Annotated in this window: 16 protein-coding genes and 2 pseudogenes; 3 read left to right on the top strand and 15 right to left on the bottom strand. The window is 33.3% G+C overall.

Annotation, left to right across the window (positions count from 1 at the left end; all coding sequences use genetic code 11):
* Positions 1–16: 16 nt before the first annotated feature.
* The 10 genes and pseudogenes from scrK to MN581_RS04270 all read right to left on the bottom strand — a co-directional run bounded on the left by scrK (position 17) and on the right by MN581_RS04270 (position 10,608).
* Positions 17–889 (bottom strand): fructokinase ScrK, encoded by an 873-nt coding sequence (gene scrK / locus MN581_RS04315; RefSeq protein ID WP_117972465.1) that lies wholly within the window; start codon positions 887–889, stop codon positions 17–19.
* 12 nt (positions 890–901) lie between these two features.
* Positions 902–2,332 carry a glycoside hydrolase family 32 protein gene (locus tag MN581_RS04310; RefSeq protein ID WP_117972464.1) on the bottom strand — a complete coding sequence of 477 codons (1,431 nt, stop codon included), beginning with the start codon at positions 2,330–2,332 and terminating at the stop codon, positions 902–904.
* 46 nt (positions 2,333–2,378) lie between these two features.
* Positions 2,379–3,656 carry an MFS transporter gene (locus tag MN581_RS04305; RefSeq protein ID WP_241699269.1) on the bottom strand — a complete coding sequence of 426 codons (1,278 nt, stop codon included), beginning with the start codon at positions 3,654–3,656 and terminating at the stop codon, positions 2,379–2,381.
* A 156-nt stretch (positions 3,657–3,812) separates the two neighbouring features.
* A pseudogene (locus MN581_RS04300) lies at positions 3,813–4,023 on the bottom strand (IS30 family transposase); the annotation flags it as partial.
* 3 nt (positions 4,024–4,026) lie between these two features.
* Positions 4,027–4,888 (bottom strand): annotated as a pseudogene (locus MN581_RS04295) (ROK family protein).
* Between the two features lie 59 nt (positions 4,889–4,947).
* A complete protein-coding gene (locus tag MN581_RS04290) occupies positions 4,948–6,408 on the bottom strand; it encodes a glycoside hydrolase family 32 protein (protein WP_241699268.1) in 1,461 nt (486 codons plus the stop codon).
* Between the two features lie 15 nt (positions 6,409–6,423).
* Entirely contained in the window at positions 6,424–7,272 is an 849-nt protein-coding gene (locus MN581_RS04285; RefSeq protein ID WP_071456316.1) for a carbohydrate ABC transporter permease, read from the bottom strand.
* 2 nt (positions 7,273–7,274) lie between these two features.
* The gene (locus MN581_RS04280; protein ID WP_117972461.1) at positions 7,275–8,153 is read right to left on the bottom strand and encodes a sugar ABC transporter permease; all 879 of its coding nucleotides are present in this window, start codon (positions 8,151–8,153) and stop codon (positions 7,275–7,277) included.
* A gap of 65 nt (positions 8,154–8,218) precedes the next feature.
* Complete coding sequence (locus MN581_RS04275; RefSeq protein ID WP_117972460.1) at positions 8,219–9,535, bottom strand: sugar ABC transporter substrate-binding protein; 1,317 nt, start codon at positions 9,533–9,535, stop codon at positions 8,219–8,221.
* A gap of 80 nt (positions 9,536–9,615) precedes the next feature.
* Positions 9,616–10,608 carry a LacI family DNA-binding transcriptional regulator gene (locus MN581_RS04270; protein ID WP_117972459.1) on the bottom strand — a complete coding sequence of 331 codons (993 nt, stop codon included), beginning with the start codon at positions 10,606–10,608 and terminating at the stop codon, positions 9,616–9,618.
* A 253-nt stretch (positions 10,609–10,861) separates the two neighbouring features.
* Between MN581_RS04270 and asnA the strand changes: the two genes are divergently transcribed.
* Positions 10,862–11,869: an aspartate--ammonia ligase gene (asnA, locus tag MN581_RS04265; protein ID WP_117972458.1), complete on the top strand. Its 1,008-nt coding sequence runs from the start codon at positions 10,862–10,864 to the stop codon at positions 11,867–11,869.
* Positions 11,870–11,905: 36 nt separating this feature from the next.
* On the opposite strand, the gene MN581_RS04260 is transcribed toward asnA, so the two are convergent.
* Together MN581_RS04260 and MN581_RS04255 are read right to left on the bottom strand one after the other, a co-directional pair.
* Positions 11,906–12,454 (bottom strand): hypothetical protein, encoded by a 549-nt coding sequence (locus MN581_RS04260; protein WP_241699267.1) that lies wholly within the window; start codon positions 12,452–12,454, stop codon positions 11,906–11,908.
* A gap of 33 nt (positions 12,455–12,487) precedes the next feature.
* A complete protein-coding gene (locus MN581_RS04255; RefSeq protein WP_241699266.1) occupies positions 12,488–13,357 on the bottom strand; it encodes a Cof-type HAD-IIB family hydrolase in 870 nt (289 codons plus the stop codon).
* 104 nt (positions 13,358–13,461) lie between these two features.
* On the opposite strand from MN581_RS04255, the gene MN581_RS04250 reads away from it, so the two are divergent.
* Positions 13,462–14,136: a uracil-DNA glycosylase gene (locus MN581_RS04250; RefSeq protein ID WP_117972455.1), complete on the top strand. Its 675-nt coding sequence runs from the start codon at positions 13,462–13,464 to the stop codon at positions 14,134–14,136.
* 172 nt (positions 14,137–14,308) lie between these two features.
* On the top strand, positions 14,309–15,292 hold the full coding sequence (gene pta / locus MN581_RS04245) for a phosphate acetyltransferase (RefSeq protein ID WP_117972454.1): 984 nt from the start codon (positions 14,309–14,311) through the stop codon (positions 15,290–15,292).
* Between the two features lie 53 nt (positions 15,293–15,345).
* Here pta and MN581_RS04240 read toward each other — a convergent pair whose 3' ends face one another.
* From MN581_RS04240 to MN581_RS04230, 3 genes are all read right to left on the bottom strand, one after another.
* Positions 15,346–16,677, bottom strand: a complete 1,332-nt coding sequence (locus MN581_RS04240) for an FAD-dependent oxidoreductase (RefSeq protein ID WP_241699265.1) — start codon at positions 16,675–16,677, stop codon at positions 15,346–15,348.
* Between the two features lie 92 nt (positions 16,678–16,769).
* Positions 16,770–17,048, bottom strand: a complete 279-nt coding sequence (gene eutM, locus MN581_RS04235; protein ID WP_117972452.1) for an ethanolamine utilization microcompartment protein EutM — start codon at positions 17,046–17,048, stop codon at positions 16,770–16,772.
* 29 nt (positions 17,049–17,077) lie between these two features.
* Positions 17,078–17,716 (bottom strand): phosphate propanoyltransferase, encoded by a 639-nt coding sequence (locus MN581_RS04230; protein ID WP_117972451.1) that lies wholly within the window; start codon positions 17,714–17,716, stop codon positions 17,078–17,080.
* Positions 17,717–17,720 lie beyond the last annotated feature (4 nt).

Below are 17,720 nucleotides of genomic sequence, written 5' to 3'. Positions count from 1 at the left end.
AGCCTTTTTACTAGTATTATTCTTGTAATTGGTTTAATCCTAAAGCAAAGTTACCCAATGTTGCTGAGCCATTATTTTTAATTAATGGTCGAGTAATGTACTTGTCTAGAGGTGGTAACCCAACATAATCATTTAAGAGTTCAGTCACATTTTTACGAACTTTTTCAAGTAAGGTTTCATTCGCCACACTTCCGCCAAACACGATTTTATCTGGTCGAATAATAAGAGTTGTTTGAATAACAGCCTGTGCTAAATAATAAGCCATAATATCCCAAACTGGATCTGTTAAAGGAACCGTTTCACCTTTTTTGCCCAAACGAGCTTCAAAAGTTGGACCAGCAACTAATCCTTCTAAGCAGTCACCATGATAAGGACAAATCCCTTCAAATTCTAAATCATCAGGATGACGCTTAACATAGGTGTGTCCCATCTCAGGATGTCCCGCTTCACCTAGTAAGTCACCGTTAATAACGGCTCCACCGCCAACACCTGTTCCAACAGTATAATAAACCAATGAATCTATTTTTTCATTTGATAAAGTGGACATAATATATTCACCATACGCTGAGCCATTCACGTCAGTTGTCCAAGACATTGGAACATTTAATTCCTCTTTTAAATAACCTAGTACATTGACATTTTTCCAACCTGGTTTTGGTGTCGTTGTAATATAACCAGATTTTGGCGAATGTTTTCTAATTTCAATTGGCCCAAAAGATGCCACACCTAGTGCGTCAATCTCAAATTGCTTAAAATAATCCACTGCTTTTTTTAATGTTTCTTCTGGTGTAGTAGTAGGAAAAGTAATTTGATCTTTCACACGGTAATCTTCATCCCCTACAGCACAGACAAATTTTGTTCCACCTGCTTCAATACTACCAATTAACACAATAAAACCTCCTTAGTTATAAGAAACTGCATCGTTTTCAAGACGATAAACTGTATAAGAAATTGTTTGTTTTTCACTAACTGAAAGACATACCTCAGGTTTTTCCTCAGTATAAAAACGCTCAGTGAACACGAGCTCTCCATCATTAATAAAAATTTCAATCGAACTTGTATCAATAAATACTCGTAATGACAGTTTATCACATGACTGAATTGTACCATATCTTAAGTCGTCTTTGTCATTACGTTTTAAAATAAATTCATTCGTTTTATTAGAATATGTTAATAAAACCAAATCATTTTCAGACGTTTTTAATGAAATAATGAGTTCTTGTTCTTCTGACTTATCTAGTGGAGCATCTATTAATAATTCATTAGATAAGGCATCTTTTATTAAACATAATTCTTTCATTACAGTTGTTGTATCATGCTTTAATTCTTCTGCGCGCAAAGTTTCTAATTCTTTAACAGGTGTCATGTAAAGATGATCATTTTTTAATCTCAATTCACGTGGAATAGTTAAAGCTCCTGCCCAACCATCTTCTTGCTCAGGCATTGGGCTTTCCCACATATCCATCCACGCGATTACAATTCTTCTACCATCTGGTGCTAATGTTGTTTGTGTCGCATAAAAATCATGCCCTTTATCCAATTCATGGAACTCACCACGTGTAAATGTTGCTGTTTTATAGTCATAATCACCAATGAAATACCCTGTTTGGAACAGATTTAAATAATCTTTCCCTTGAGCATCGATTCCTTGTGGTGATAATAATAAGATATCTTTTCCATCAAGATTAAAAAAGTCTGGACATTCCCACATAAAGCCTTCCGTTTTTAACCCAGTTGCTTTAGAAATAGGCCCTTCATATTCCCATTCTAATAAGTCTTTAGATGAATAAATAATGGCTCTACCTAGTCCATCTTCACCTTGACTTCCTAAAATCATGTAATAAATGCCATCTTTTTCCCAAACTTTCGGATCTCTAAAGTGATGTGTATTATCTCCAGGCTCTTTAGCGATGATAGGATTATTTTCATATTTTGTAAAATGAATGCCATCTGTACTGTAAGCCATATTTTGATTTTGCCAAAAATGTTCTTTATCACCATCTCCATAATAATGATGTCCAGTATAGAATAGATAGAGTACCCCATCCTTTTCAATTGCACTACCTGAGAAGCAACCATCCTCGTCTTCTTTATCACCAGGTGTCAACGCAATTGGCAATTCTTCCCAATGAACTAAATCTTTACTTCTAGCGTGTCCCCAATGCATTGGTCCCCATTCAGCACTATGTGGATGGTGTTGGAAAAACACATGATAATAACCATCAAAGAAACAAAAACCATTTGGATCATTAATCCATCCTGATGGCGCAGATACATGATACCCTAGTCTATAGCGTGTGTTTGTTAATTCAATCGTATCTTTGTTTGTCATAATAAATCTCCTACTTTCTCGTTTTTAATAGTCATTAATTTATTTATTAACCTCTAATGAATGGATCTCCTTGAACATCTTGATCATCTTTTTTAAGAATAAAGAAGGCATAAACCCCTGCCACTAAAACAATCATTGAAATAATTCTAAATGTTGACTGGTAACCCACTTTATCTCTTAATATTCCTAATGGAGTAGATAAAATAACTTGACCTACTTGTGCTGCAATTTGAAACCCAATCATATAAAGAGTGGCTGATAATTTAGTATCAAAATGCAAAGTAAAATAACGAAACATTGGTAAAATAAACATCGGTACTTCTAAGGCATGTAGCATTTTAATACAAGAAACAGCTGTTGGTGATGAGGCAAAACCACATAGACCTATTCTCACGCACATGATAGTCACACCACATAATAGTGTGTTTCTTACACCGATTTTTCTCATGATGATTGGGACAACACCCAACATAATTGCTTCGCAAAATACTTGAATCGCATTCAACGTACCATACATTTTTTCACCTGCTGCTGATGTTGAAAATAAACTAGTGTAAAAACCTGGAAACATTTGTTGATCAAATACATTATAAAATGTCCATGTAAACACAATGAAAATAATAATTGCCCATAGTTGCGGTAATCTCAGTAATCCAAACATCTCTTTCAAAGACGGGACACTACTTGATTCTGCTTGTTTGTCTTCAAATTCTTTGCTAGCTATTTTCTCAGCTTTAGGTTTCCATAACAATAAATTAAGTAATAATAATAAGCCAAAAAATGAGCCAGCCCAGAAATTTAAATTAGAATTCTTCACAAAAAGGAAACCGGCTAATAATGCAACAATCGCATACCCAAATGATCCCCAGGCTCTAGCTTGACCATACTCAAAATCGAACAAACGACTAAATCTTTCGGTCACCGCTTCAAAAATGCCAACTGATGATAGAAATCCAGCTGATAAAACAACTGCTCCTACAAGTATTCCTAAATTAAAATTATTTTTTAGTAATGGACCATAAACCCATATAAAAAACGGTCCCACAAGTGTTGCAATGCCTGCTGAAACAATTAATAGTGTTCGTTTGATGTACAACTTATCCTGCAACGTACCATATATAAACATAAAAATTAATGTTACTAATGAATTAGCTGAAAAAATCGTTCCGACAGCGCTACCACTTAATCCCAAACCGTTAGATTCAGAAGTCAGCCATAGCTGGAAGAATGACCACCATACTCCCCATGAAGCGAAGAATAATAGTAAGGTTAATGAACTTTGTAGATAAGATGGATTTTTAAATGACTCTTTGAATTTTGACATATCAGTTTCCCCCGATGATATTATAGTCTTCCGGTTATAGCAACCGGTTATCATTTTTTGAAAAGCGCTTTCTATATTTAAAAGTATAAATTAAATTCGCTTTCATGTCAACCGGATAACATAAATTGTTTTGTGAATTTTTTTAAATGTCATTTATCAAATTAAGCTAAACAAAATATCGTTGTCTACACAACTCAAAAATTCTTCCGAAGGTGTTTTATAGTTTAATGATTGTCTAGGAATATTATTTTTTAGATCCAATAGATTGGATAAAAGATTCCTCAATTTCGTTGAAACCCATTTGTTTAGATAATCCATCTTTACGTAATAACCCATTATAACGTTCATTTAAAATTCGTTTTGGAGGTATTCATAAATCGGTAAAATTTCCTAATGTGGCGGACCCATTGTTTTTAATCAACGGCATTGTAATATATTTATCAAGTAGTGGTCACTCAACATCAGTATTCATAAATTCTTTCACATTGTTTCGAACTTTTTCAAGTAATGGTTCATTTGAAATACTTCCACCAAAAAAATTTTATCTGGGCGAATAATTAACGTAGCTTGTATCACCGCTTACCCTAAATAATAAGCCATAATATCCCGCACCGGATCATTTAAAGGGACTGTTTCACCTTTCTTTCCTAGCCTTGCTTCAAAAGTTGGGCATAATACGAGTCCTTCTAAGCAATCTCCATGAAATGGACAGATTTCATCAAAATTAACGTCATATGAATGGCGTTTCACGAACGTATGCCCCATCTCAGAATGCCCAGCGAAGTCAAGATTATCACCGTCAATCTCAGCTCCACCACCAACACAACACCTATCTCAACAGTATAATACACTAAAGAATTTATTTTTTCATTAGATAATGTTGACATAATATATTCCCCATAAACCGAACCATTTACATCTGTAGCCCATGATATTGAGACATCTCATTCATTTTGCAAATAAACTATGCCATTCACATCTTGCCATCCTGGTTTTTGTGTGGTCGTTAAATACCCTGATTTTGGCGTAATGTTTTCTAATCTCAATTGGATCAAATGATGCGACACCTAAAGCATCATTTGATCCAATTGTTTGAAATAATCCACCGCTTTTTTCAACGTCTCATCAGATATAGCTGTTGGAAAGGTCACTTGATTTTGTACACAATAATCTTCATCACCCACTGAACAAACAAATTTCGTTCCGCCTGCTTCAGTACTACCAATTAACACGATAAAACCTTCTCAGCTATGAGAAGACATATCTCTTTATATTATATCACTAGTTTCTCTTACAATTTAAGCTCACTAATTTCTATACTTTCAAGCAGTGAAGAACCGCTTGTCACATGAATATCTACCTGATTTAGTCGATTATTATCATAGTAAGTTGCAGTCATCGTATCAGAATGATTTACAAATAATTCAATACATGATGTGTCAATGATACATTCAATAAGTAGAACGTCATTTTTAGGAAAAACTTTCATCGTTCTAGAATTCAATTCTTCAGCTTCTTCTCCAATAATATGATATTTATCATTTTTTCTAGTTAAAGTTAACAAATTTCTATTAACATCATATTTGATATAAACTTTATTCCCAAATAACTCAATATAAACCTTTTCTGCGCTATCAGTTTTTAACTGTAATTTTAAATAATTAAAATTATCTAATGATTTATTTTGATATATATTTTCTTCAGTCAATCTAATATCGTTGTCCTTAAATATTGTATTCAAGTTATCATAAAATGTTTTGTAAGGTTTTTGTATTAATTTATTCTCAACAATACTTAGTTCTCTTGGGAATGTCATCGAGCCAGACCAACCATGAGATAATTCGTGGCTCCATATTGTCCTATGCCACATCTGCATCCACGCTACCATGACTCTGTTACCTTCGTCATCTTGACAAGTTTGAGGAGCATAGAAATCTAATCCAGTATCAATCTCATGATAATTCTCAACTGAAAATTTCCCCTCACTCCAGTCTATCTTCCCTACAAACACGACAGTCGAATTAATATTATAATAGGCATATCCTTGTCTTTCCATTTCAATAGGTGACATGATTAAAACATCCTTATTGTCTAATTCAAACAAATCTGGACATTCCCACATAATCCCTTGGTGCTTTTTCCCTTCCAAAAGAATTGACTTAAATTGCCAATCAAATAAATCTTTTGACTCAAATAATAATATTCTACCTAAATTTGTCTCACTTTTTGTTGCTACAACTGTATAAAATACACCTTCACGATAAAAAACTTTTGGATCTCTAAAGTCAGATATATCACCATATTTTTGCAGTTGTTTCTCTGAGATCACTGGATTTTTTTCATATTTTTCAAAAACTATTCCATCTGTTGATACAGCCAAGCATTGAGTCTCTCTTCTTTCTCCACTTCTTTCATAGTGCCCTGTATATAAAAGATATAGCTTGTCCTCAACAACAATGGCACTCCCAGAAAAACAACCATCTGCATCATATGCTTCACCAGGCTCTAAAGCAACTGGTAAATCTTCCCAATGAATCAGATCCTTCGATTTTGCGTGTCCCCAGTGCATCGGTCCCCAAACACTATCATATGGATAGTATTGATAAAACAAATGATATTCACCTTTATAATAGACGAAACCATTTGGGTCGTTCATCCACCCTAAAGTAGGCATCAAATGAAACTTATTACGAAATGTTTGATTGATTTTATTCTTATTTTCTAAAATATAATTATTCACTGATTGACTCATATATGTGTCCTTCCTTTATTTGATTCCGGTACCAGAACCACCTAAACCTTGTAATATGTATTTTTGTGCTACGATATAAATAATTACTAATGGAATGGTTGATATAGTTAAAACTGCCATAACTTGATTTATATATACGGGTTGTGTTGTATTTATCGTTGTAATGGCAATCTGCATCGAAAATTTACTCTTATCTGTTAGAACCATTAGAGGCCAAATGTAGTCATTCCAACTACCGATAAAAGATAATACCCCTACTGTTGCAACAGCCGGTTTCGACATTGGGAGCATAATTCTGAAAAATATTGTTCCCATACTAGCTCCATCCATTTTGGCCGATTCAATAATTTCATCAGGTATTGCGATAAAAAAATTACGAAACAGATAAATGTTAAATACACTTGCCATACCAGGCAAAATAACTGCTAATCTAGTATTTACTAGACCTAATTTTTCAACTATTGTAAATTGAGAGATTAATATGGTTTCAACCGGTACAATCAACAGTGCTAGTAACAAGCCAAAAAGTATTTTTTTACCTGAAAAATTAATTTTTGCAAAAGCAAATCCTGCCAACGAATTGACGATAATTGAACCTAATGCAAATGTTAATCCATAAAAAATACTATTTAAGAGATATGTTCCTACACTAAAACGAGAAATAACTTCTTCGTATGTTTTAAACCAATTGGCTGGATTTAAACTTGGTAAAAATGCTTTTAATGACGTTAAATTGTTAAATACGTCCGCTTCTGGTTTCATAGATGACGCAACCATCCATAACATTGGGAATAGGAACAATGAAGCAAGAATTATCAGTAAAACATATTCTATAATCTTTAATAATATATTTTTTTTCTGCATTGTTATTCATCCTCCTTAGTTATTTTACGTTGAGCAATAGTTATCAAACCAATCATCGTTGTAAATATTAAAGCAATTGAGCTTGAGTAACCTACTAATCTATCAGTAAATCCTGTTTGGTAAATGTAGTAAACCATAGTCATTGTTGAATTCATTGGACCACCTTGTGTCATTACCATTGGTTGAACAATTAATTTGAACGCTGATATTAATGTTGTTAATAAAACAAATATTGCTGTTGGTTTTAGTAGAGGCATAGTAATATATCTAAATTGTTGGAACTTTGTAAATCCGTCTAGTTCAGCTGCTTCATAGACATCTTTTGGTATATTTTGCATACCACCCAAGAGTAGAAGCATTTGGTATCCTGCTCCTTGCCATGCTGAAACGAAAACAATGGTATACATTGCCTGTTTAGGGCTCTTTAAAAACGGCATCGAAGCAATCCCTATTTTATTAAGCAATGCGTTAATTAAACCTTCGTTTGGATTTAATAGATACAACCATAAAATGGAGATAACAACTAAAGACATTACTACTGGTGCAAAAAAAGCTACTTTAAAAAATATATTTCCTTTACGTTGTTTATTCACTATTAAAGCCATTCCTAAAGCAGCTCCCAATTGAACCGGAATAATCCATACAACGAACTTAGCTGTATTCCAAATACTTTGCTTAAATATTGGGTCTGACATCAATTTTTTAAAATTATCTAATCCAACAAATTGTCTTGCATCGGGTGTTAACAAATAATAATCTGTAAACGCATAATAAAACATCATTCCAATAGGTATGAGTAAAAAGATAACTAATAATATAAGTGCAGGACTTAAAAATAAATAACCTAAAGCATTCTGTTTTCTATCATTTTGCTTTCCCATAATCTCTCTCCTTTAAAATCAAACAGGCAATTCGTAATATATTCTACTAATTACCTGTTCTTATTTTATCTCTTTAATGAAACATCTATTGCTTGCTGCATCTCTTCAGCTCGTTGATCTGCAACTTTTTGTACATCAGGGTTTTCATCAAAGTAACTTAAATCTTGTATTGCTTGTTGGAAGGCTCTTGAGACTTGAGGATATGCCACCACAACAGGTCTTGCATGGCCAGAAACTTGATTTTGCTCCATCAATACTTTCATGCCTTCAGAAACGTCATTTTTAATTAAATCAATTGTAGATTTTCTAATAGGTAGTACACTATTTGCTAAACTCATTATTTTACTTGATTCTGTATTTGTTGCATATAATATAAAGGCAGCAGCTGCATCTTTTTTCTCAGTCTGTGTTGTCATCGCTAATTGCCAACTACCAGTTGGTGATACTAATTTTTTAGTTTTATCAGATACAGGATAAGGTAAAATTCCATAATCAACATCTGGATAATTAGCTTCTAAATCTGCCATTGTCCATGAACCACTTAAATACATCGGATATTTTTGAGTTTCAAATCCTTTTTCCACCGGTGTAATTGGTACATAGTCTTTTTTTACTAAGTTCTGAATAAAAGATAAAGCTTCCACAGAATTTTTACTATTAAATTGACCTTTAGCTTCAGTTCCTTTGCTGTTTACCACGTCACCATCATTTGACCAAATAAATGGTGTATATGCATAAGTTAACATTTCATCGTTGCTTGCAATTTGCATATCAAATACTGGCGAATCATATTTCTTATGTAATCTAGATAAAATATCTTCTAATTCACTCCATGTCCAAGGTTTATCAATTGTTGGTAATTCTTCATCTTTAATGCCCGCATCTTTGAACATTTTTTTATTATAATACATTCCTACACTTGACTCAGAAAAACCAAATGCATAAAATTTTCCATCGTAAGTTCCTTGCTGTTTGATACTATCAAGCACATCATCCATGTCTGCATCTTTTAAATAATTATCTAAAGGTGCAATTACTTTAGAGTGAGCATATGCCGCAGTATTTGGACCATCTAAGGTTATTACATCAGGTAATGTTTTAGTTGTTACAGCTGCATTTACTTTATCTTCATATCCACCACCACTCCCACTACGTGGAATATATTCTGTTGACGCCTTATATTTCCCTTTGTACTCTTTATTAAATCCGTCAACAATTTCCTGCCAAGCTTTTCCTTCTGGTGTTTCATCTGAAAACTGTACCCAAACTTTGATACTTCCAGGATCTTTATCTTCTTTTTTGGTTTCTTTAGATCCCCCACATGCAGATACTAGACCCAATGTAGCAATTAACAACATTGAATATTTAAAAAGTTTCTTCATACTCTCTCCCCTTTTGAAACGTTTCCATAATGTCATAAATAAAAAATGGAAACGTTTCCTTTAATGCGTTAAATTTAACATCATTTTTCAATGATGTCAATATTTTTTTTTGTTGTATAACCTTCAACAAATTTCACTGGTAGCATGACTCGTTTTGGCACTTCATTTCCATTAATTAACTTAATAATGTTTTGGACAGAGACTTCGGCCATCTTATCTACTTGTTGTCTAATTGTTGATAATAAATAATTTTGATCCAGTGCCGTTTTAGAACCATCAAATCCAATTATTTGAATATCTTCCCCAACTTTTCTCTCTAATTTATCTAATACCTTAATAATATCTAAAGCCGTTAAATCATTAACAGCAAATATACCATCTATTTCAGGGTGTTCTATCAAAAACTGCTCAACTTGTTGCACAAAATTCACTCTTGGTTCGTCAACCATTAATTTTACAACAGATAGATTATGCTCTTCACAATATTCTGAAAAACCTTCATATCTCTTTAATGTTTCATTTTTATATTTTGATACACTTGAAATATATGCCGGATATTGAACTTTTCTTTTTATCAATTCAGAAGCTGCTATTTTTCCTCCCAACAAATTATCACTTGTAACATAATAAACATCTTCAGTAAAATAGCGATCAATACTAACAAAAGGTAAATTAGCAGATACATAATTATCAATGTCCGAATAGGTAACCCCAATAATTCCATCAACTTTATTTTGTTTAACCATTTGTATGTATTCTTTTTCTTTATCAGCTTCTCCGTTTGAATTGCATAAATAAAGTTTGTACCCTTCTTTGCTTAATTCCTCTTCTACATAGTACGCAAACTCTGAAAAAAAAGGATGCCATATTGTAGGGACAATAAGCGCCAAGGTATTAGTTTTATTCTTTTTTAACCCTCTTGCATACTCATTTGGTTCATAATTTAATATTTCGATTGCTGATTCAACTTTATCCTTCGTTTGTTCCTTAACTTTTATGCCATTTATAACTCTTGATACAGTCCCAACACCGACACCAGCAAGTGCGGCAACATCTTTCATCGTCGCTTTCAACTCATCATCTCCTTATTTCTCAGAATTATTGTAACACATTTCATAATGTTAGGAAACGATTCCATTTATATTGAACAAATATATAATTTACTTTTATTGTATTACCATCACTACCTTCAACTTAACGATTTATAATATATATCTTATTGATACAATTTAGACTTTGTCGTTTTTCAGAAATTCTATATTTGTTTTCATTAATTAAAAAAATATGATAAAATAGTGAGAAATCTTTGATTAGGAAGTGAACTATATGAAGAAAAAAACAATTGTACCAAAAAATTACCAATCTTCGTTGTCTGTTTATGACACACAAAAAGCGATTGGACTAACAAAACACTGGTTTGAAGAAGCGTTAACTGGAAGTTTAAAATTAAAAAGAGTCTCTGCACCATTATTTGTGGATACAACGTCTGGTTTAAATGATAATCTAAACGGTGTAGAAAGACCTGTACAATTTGACGTTCCAGCTTTAGATACTCCTGCAGAAGTGGTTCATTCACTAGCTAAATGGAAACGAACAGCTTTAAAACAATATGATTTTCATGTAGGAAATGGAATCTATACTGACATGAATGCGATTAGGCGTGATGAAGAGTTAGACAATTTACACTCTATTTATGTGGATCAATGGGATTGGGAACGTGTTATTTCAAGAGAGCAACGTAACCTAGATTATTTAAAACAAACTGTCCAACAAATTGTCAATGCCATTATTGAAACATCTAGTCGTTTGCATACGAAATACCCATCTCTATCTATTGAACTTGATAGCAACGTCTCATTTATCACAACACAAGAATTAGAAAATTTATATCCTGATTTCAATGATAAAGAACGCGAACAAGCTTATGTAAAAGAGCACCCAACAACATTTATTATGCAAATCGGAGATAAATTATTGAGCGGAAAACCGCATGATGGTCGTTCTCCTGACTACGATGATTGGCAATTAAATGGAGACTTACTATTTTGGCATGAACCACTACAAACTGCTGTCGAAATATCTAGTATGGGGATTCGTGTGGATGAAACTTCCTTAAAAGAACAGTTAGAAAAAGCCAACGCAACTGATCGGCTGAAATACCCATACCATCAACAAATTTTAGCAAATGAATTACCTTTAACAATTGGTGGTGGGATTGGTCAAAGTCGTATGTGCATGTTACTTTTAGAAAAAGCTCATATTGGAGAAGTGCAAGTATCTTTATGGGATGAAGAAACAATCGAAGCATGCCGAGGAACAATAAACTTATTATAACAAAAAAGCACTTTAGGAAAGTTTCCCAAAGTGCTTTTATTTTTTTCTAATTAATTCAATTGATTGATAAGAAGGTTTAGGATTAAGAAATGAGTTAACAGTTTGCCAATTTTTTTCATTATTTTTTGCCCAATAATCCATTACAGCTCCTATACAAATACAAATTGGAGATACTTCTTTATTGATAATTGATAGCTTGTAGTAATCTCCTTGAAATGATGTATGCTTATTCATCAACATCATTCGTTCTTTTAAAGAATACATTCGATAGGATTGTTTTCCAACATTAGCTAAAACTAACCAATTCAGCTGCTTTACTAAATAAATATCACGATTCAATGAAAATAATCTACCTAAAGAGCCAACTTTTTGTTGCCTATCATACAAATCAAAACGAGATGGAAAAGCATATGTCGTTTGTTTCACTGTTGCTAAAACATCCCCTTCCATGCTATACACCGATAGCACATCCCCCTTCACACCCCAACGTCCAACTAAAATATACACTGGTTTATCCTGAATATCTTTAATAACTGTACGAACATTAGCTGAAAGGACATGTTCTTTAATATAGTATGTCTCCATTGCTATCAACTTCCTTTAATCAAAATCGTCGCTCTAAAGGTTTTCTTCAATTGCTCGTAGTATTGCTTTACCTACACCGTCTTCAATATTTGTATCTGTTTGATACTTAGCAACTTCTTTGACTTTTTCTTCAGCATTTCCCATAGCAAAACTCACACCAGCAACTTCTAACATAGGTAAATCGTTAAAATTATCGCCAATTGTAAAGACGTCATCTATAGAAATGCCACGTTTTTCAGCGATATATTTTACAGCATTTCCTTTTGTTGCATTAACATGATTAATTTCCAAATTATTCACACCAGATGATGTCACATGAACATTCATTAATTTATGAAGTTTTTCTAAAGCTGGCTCAAATCTCTTAGCTCCCTCTTCATTAAACGAAATCACTTTTAAAATCTCGACTTCAGGATCATCAACTAACGTATCGTAGTGTTCTGTATAGTTAACAGGTAGCATTTTTAATTGAGTAGAAGCCATGGCAATCGCCATTTTAAACGTTAAATGAGGAATATTTTCAGATAAAAGAATCGCAAACTTTTCAATTCGTTGTGCTTCATTATTCGAATACACACCTTCTGTTGTCATTAGCTCATAATATAAGTCTTCCTCTTCTAAAATTTTCATAGCCTCTTTAACTGTTTCTTTTTCTAAACTAACAGTATGTAAGACATTATCAAACTCATCAAAGATTTGTGCACCATTACCAGTAATCATAGCACAGTGAATGCCCGCTTCATCTAAAACAGGCCGAGCTTCAGAGTAGCCTCTGCCGGTTGCTACCATAAACTCAATACCATTTTCTGCAGCTGTTTTTATAGCTTGTTTATTTAATTCTGAAATATCTAGATGGGATGATAAAAGCGTGCCATCCATATCAGATGCGATCAATTTAATCATAATGTTCCTCCTAGTTCTTTTATTACTGTTAGTGTACCATTTTTTTTTGAAAGATACATTTATAATAAAAAAATTATGATAAACTAAACAATAGAGGTGAAAAAATGTTAAAAGACTTAATTCAAACAGACTGGCAAGACATATTGCATGATGAGTTACAAACCGACTATGTGAAAAACTTAGAACTTTTTTTAGAAAAAGAATACCAATCAAAGACCATTTTTCCTGATAAACAAAATATTTTTAGTGCTTTAAACTACACTCCTTTTAGTGAAACAAAAGTCGTTATTTTAGGACAAGACCCCTATCACGGAGATAATCAAGCTCACGGACTTAGTTTTTCTGTACTACCAGGAACCAAGATACCACCCTCTTTGGTTAATATTTTTAAAGAATTAGCTGATGATTGTAAAATCAATACTCCTAGTAGTGGTTATTTAGTTCCTTGGGCAAAACAAGGGGTTTTATTACTTAATACAGTCCTAACTGTTGAAAAAGGAAAGGCTCATTCGCATAAAAACAAAGGTTGGGAAAACTTCACAAATTGTATAATAAAATCGTTGAATAAAAAAGAGAACCCTATCATTTTTGTTCTTTGGGGCAAACCCGCTCAACAAAAAAAACAATTAATTGACCATACAAAACACATCATTATCGAAGCACCACATCCTAGTCCACTATCGGCATACAGGGGGTTCTTTGGCTCAAAGCCATTTTCTAAAATAAATAATAGTTTAAAAGAAACCAATCAACCACAGATAAATTGGACGTTATCCTAAACTGTACTAATAAAATAAAAAAATCTGTTTTATTTTATTAAAAATTTATTTGGTGTTATTATGTTTTACCTAAGTTTTTTCGAAAAAACAGAACAAAATACTGTTCTTTTTGTTCATAAACATGATATGATAGACTTGTGAAAAAAGTATAAGAAAATTGGAGGATGTTTTCGTGGAACTATTTGACCAACTTAAACATAAAATTATTAACAAAAATATACGTATGGTTTTTCCTGAACCCACAGATGAACGCGTTTTAGGTGCGGCTGTTCGTTTAAAATCAGACAACTTAATTGAACCTGTCTTAATTGGTAAGCCTGAAGAAATCAAAGAATTGGCTACTTCTCGTGGTTTAAGTGTTGATAACTTAGAAATTATTAACCCTGACACTTACGAAAAATTTGATGAAATGGTTGCTGCTTTCATTGAACGCCGTAAAGGTAAAGCAACCGAAGATCAAGCACGTACTATTTTAAAAGATGAAAACTACTTTGGAACAATGTTAGTTTATATGGACTTAGCTGATGGTTTAGTAAGTGGTGCTGTTCACTCTACTGGTGACACAATTCGCCCAGCTTTACAAATCGTTAAAACTAAACCAGGTGTTAGCCGTACAAGTGGTGCTTTCTTGATGTTAGGTAACCGTGACTCAGAAAAATATATTTTCTCTGATTGTGCTATTAATATCAACCCTGATGCTCAAGCATTAGCAGAAATCGCTGTTGAAAGTGCTAAAACAGCTGAATTATTTGATATTGATCCTAAAGTTGCTTTATTAAGCTTTTCAACAAAAGGATCTGCAAAATCTGAAGAAGTAACAAAAGTCGCTGAAGCAACTCGTATTGCCAAAGAGTTAGCTCCTGAAATGTCTATTGATGGTGAATTACAGTTTGACGCTTCTTATGTTCCTTCTGTTGCGAAACAAAAAGCACCAGATTCAGATGTAGCTGGTCAAGCAAATGTGTTTATCTTCCCAGAAATTCAATCTGGAAACATTGGCTACAAAATTGCACAACGTTTAGGTGGTTTCCAAGCGATTGGACCTATCTTACAAGGTTTAAACAAACCAATTTCTGACTTATCTCGTGGATGTAATGAAGAAGATGTTTACAAATTATCTATCATTACTGCTGGTCAAGCAATCATGAATAAATAGTAAAAATAAAAACCAATGCCTTTTCTGAAATAGAAAATTGCATTGGTTTTTATTTATTTAGCATTCAAAGCTGCCATTGTAATATAATTATACGGCTGATTAAAATGCGGTAAAAAGAACAAATCCAATAATTGTAATTCATCTATCGTTAATTTTTTATGAATTGAAAGAGAAAATAGATGAATCAGCATTGAAACATCTTTTTCAGAACACATTTGTGCGCCTACAATTCGTCTTGAGTTAGTGTCATATACAATACGAAGTTTAACATGGTAATTATCAGCCATAAATGCCGGTTTTTGTAAATCTTCAAACTCAGTATAACTCACGTTTAATCCTTTCTTTTTCGCTGATTCAATAGATAATCCAGTCGAAGACATATTAAATCCAAAAATAGAAATAGCATTTGAGCCCTGTACACCTAGTGATGAAACGTCTCGTCCAGCTATGTTATAACCTGCTACCATACCACTTCTAATCGCATTTGTCGCTAACGCAATGTAATCGGTTTTTTGTAACGCATTTGAATAGATTGTCGCACAATCACCCACTGCATAAACAGAAGGGTTACTTGTTTGTTGACACTCATCGACAATATAAGCACCATTATGAAACAATTCTAACTGATTTTTACCTAATTCATTATTAGGTAAAAACCCAACTGCATTAATTACCATATCTACAGCATAATGACCTTTGTCAGTTACTAAATGTTCGATCTGTTTATTTCCTTGATATTCTGTCACACGCTCTCCAAAATGAAGTTCTATACCATTTTTTGCCAATGTATCATCCATTTTTTGGGAAAATGCTTGATCGTAATAACTTGACAATGAACGATTTTCGCCATCAAATAGCAATACTTTTTTTCCTCTTCGTTGTAATGCTTCTGCTATCTCAACACCGATATAACCTGCTCCAATTACTGCTACTCGTTGAATTGTTTCTTTTTCAGCAAGTTCATTCACTATTTTTCCATCATTAAATGTCTTCAAGCAATGAATATTTCCTAACTCTTTTCCAGGAACATTTAATATTATTGGCTTAGATCCTGTCGCTAATACTAAATTATCATAGTGTTCCGTAAATATTTGATGATTATCGTCAGAGCATGTGACTGTCTTGTTATAGAAATCAACTTTAGTCACTTCTGTATTTGTGTAAATAGTTGCCCCTTTTTTTCTAAATTCTGATTCATTTAAATAAAATAGCCCTTCATACGACTCAATTTGTTGTCCTACCCAAAGAGCTGTGCCACAACCTAGATAACTAAATTCTGCATTTTTTTCAATAATAACCACATCATGAGTATCAGAGTATTCTAACAGGACATTTGCTGCTGCAATCCCTGCATGATTCGAACCAATGATGATTGTTTTTTTCATCGCTTTCTCCTTTAATATAAAAAGCGGAACATCTCATCTCTTTTTAAAAGGATAATTTGCACCGCTTTATTTCTATTTTATCTCATAACGTTTTAGATTTCTGTTGGTAAAATGTTTTCTACTTCTGAATGAGGTCTTGGAATAACATGAACAGATAATAATTCTCCCACTCGTTGAGCAGCGGCTGCACCGGCATCTGTTGCGGCTTTGACTGCACCAACATCACCTCTTACCATTACAGTCACAATCCCCCCACCTACTAATTCTTTTCCTACTAAAGATACATTTGCGGCTTTAACCATTGCGTCAGCAGCCTCTATTGAACCAATTAGTCCTTTTGTTTCGATCATTCCTAAAGCATCTGATTTCATTATAATTTCCTCCTAAATTTTCTTTTATATTAATTTTTTTGAATCACAATGTTTGTGTTAGAACTTACACCAAGTGCATTGGCTTCTTCAACATCTATATGACATTCTAAGCCTGCGTTACTATCTACTCGTACGATAACTTCATTCAATACGCCGCCTCTAGCACCATCAAAAGCAATCGACACATTTTCTCCATCGACAACATCAAAACGCTTGGCATCTTTTAACGGCATGTGAATATGACGTTTTGCCACAACCACACCTGAAACCAACATCTTAGAGCCTTTTGGTCCAATCATGGTCACATCACCTGAATGATCTAGATCGCCAGATAATCTTAATGGTGCCTTTATGCCTAGTTTAAAACAGTCACTTTGTAATACTTCTACTTGTGTTTGCTTTCTCTCAGGTCCTAAAATTCTGACATTTTCAATCATCCCTTTTGGACCACAAATCATGATGGTTTCTTTGCATGCATACTGTCCAGGTTGAGATAGGTCTTTAAGTTTAGTTAAGTCATATCCTTTACCAAATAAACTTTCTACGTCTTCTCTAGATAAATGACAATGGCGATTGGAAATCCCTACTGGAATACTAAGATCTGTTGTCTGTGATTCTTGGGCGATTTTCTTTAATATTTCTATTAATAACTCTTCATAGTTTTCCATTTTT

It is taken from the genome of Vagococcus sp. CY53-2, assembly GCF_022604695.1.
Taxonomy (GTDB): domain Bacteria; phylum Bacillota; class Bacilli; order Lactobacillales; family Vagococcaceae; genus Vagococcus.
This window is presented reverse-complemented; position numbering and strand designations above follow the sequence as displayed.

Coding starts and splice junctions, on each gene's coding strand:
- MN581_RS04230 (WP_117972451.1), bottom strand. CDS start 17,716: ATGGAAAACTATGAAGAGTTATTAATAGAAATATTAAAGAAAATCGCC.
- eutM (WP_117972452.1), bottom strand. CDS start 17,048: ATGAAATCAGATGCTTTAGGAATGATCGAAACAAAAGGACTAATTGGT.
- MN581_RS04310 (WP_117972464.1), bottom strand. CDS start 2,332: ATGACAAACAAAGATACGATTGAATTAACAAACACACGCTATAGACTA.
- MN581_RS04275 (WP_117972460.1), bottom strand. CDS start 9,535: ATGAAGAAACTTTTTAAATATTCAATGTTGTTAATTGCTACATTGGGT.
- asnA (WP_117972458.1), top strand. CDS start 10,862: ATGAAGAAAAAAACAATTGTACCAAAAAATTACCAATCTTCGTTGTCT.
- MN581_RS04255 (WP_241699266.1), bottom strand. CDS start 13,357: ATGATTAAATTGATCGCATCTGATATGGATGGCACGCTTTTATCATCC.
- MN581_RS04260 (WP_241699267.1), bottom strand. CDS start 12,454: ATGGAGACATACTATATTAAAGAACATGTCCTTTCAGCTAATGTTCGT.
- MN581_RS04240 (WP_241699265.1), bottom strand. CDS start 16,677: ATGAAAAAAACAATCATCATTGGTTCGAATCATGCAGGGATTGCAGCA.
- MN581_RS04290 (WP_241699268.1), bottom strand. CDS start 6,408: ATGAGTCAATCAGTGAATAATTATATTTTAGAAAATAAGAATAAAATC.
- MN581_RS04285 (WP_071456316.1), bottom strand. CDS start 7,272: ATGCAGAAAAAAAATATATTATTAAAGATTATAGAATATGTTTTACTG.
- MN581_RS04250 (WP_117972455.1), top strand. CDS start 13,462: ATGTTAAAAGACTTAATTCAAACAGACTGGCAAGACATATTGCATGAT.
- MN581_RS04305 (WP_241699269.1), bottom strand. CDS start 3,656: ATGTCAAAATTCAAAGAGTCATTTAAAAATCCATCTTATCTACAAAGT.
- MN581_RS04280 (WP_117972461.1), bottom strand. CDS start 8,153: ATGGGAAAGCAAAATGATAGAAAACAGAATGCTTTAGGTTATTTATTT.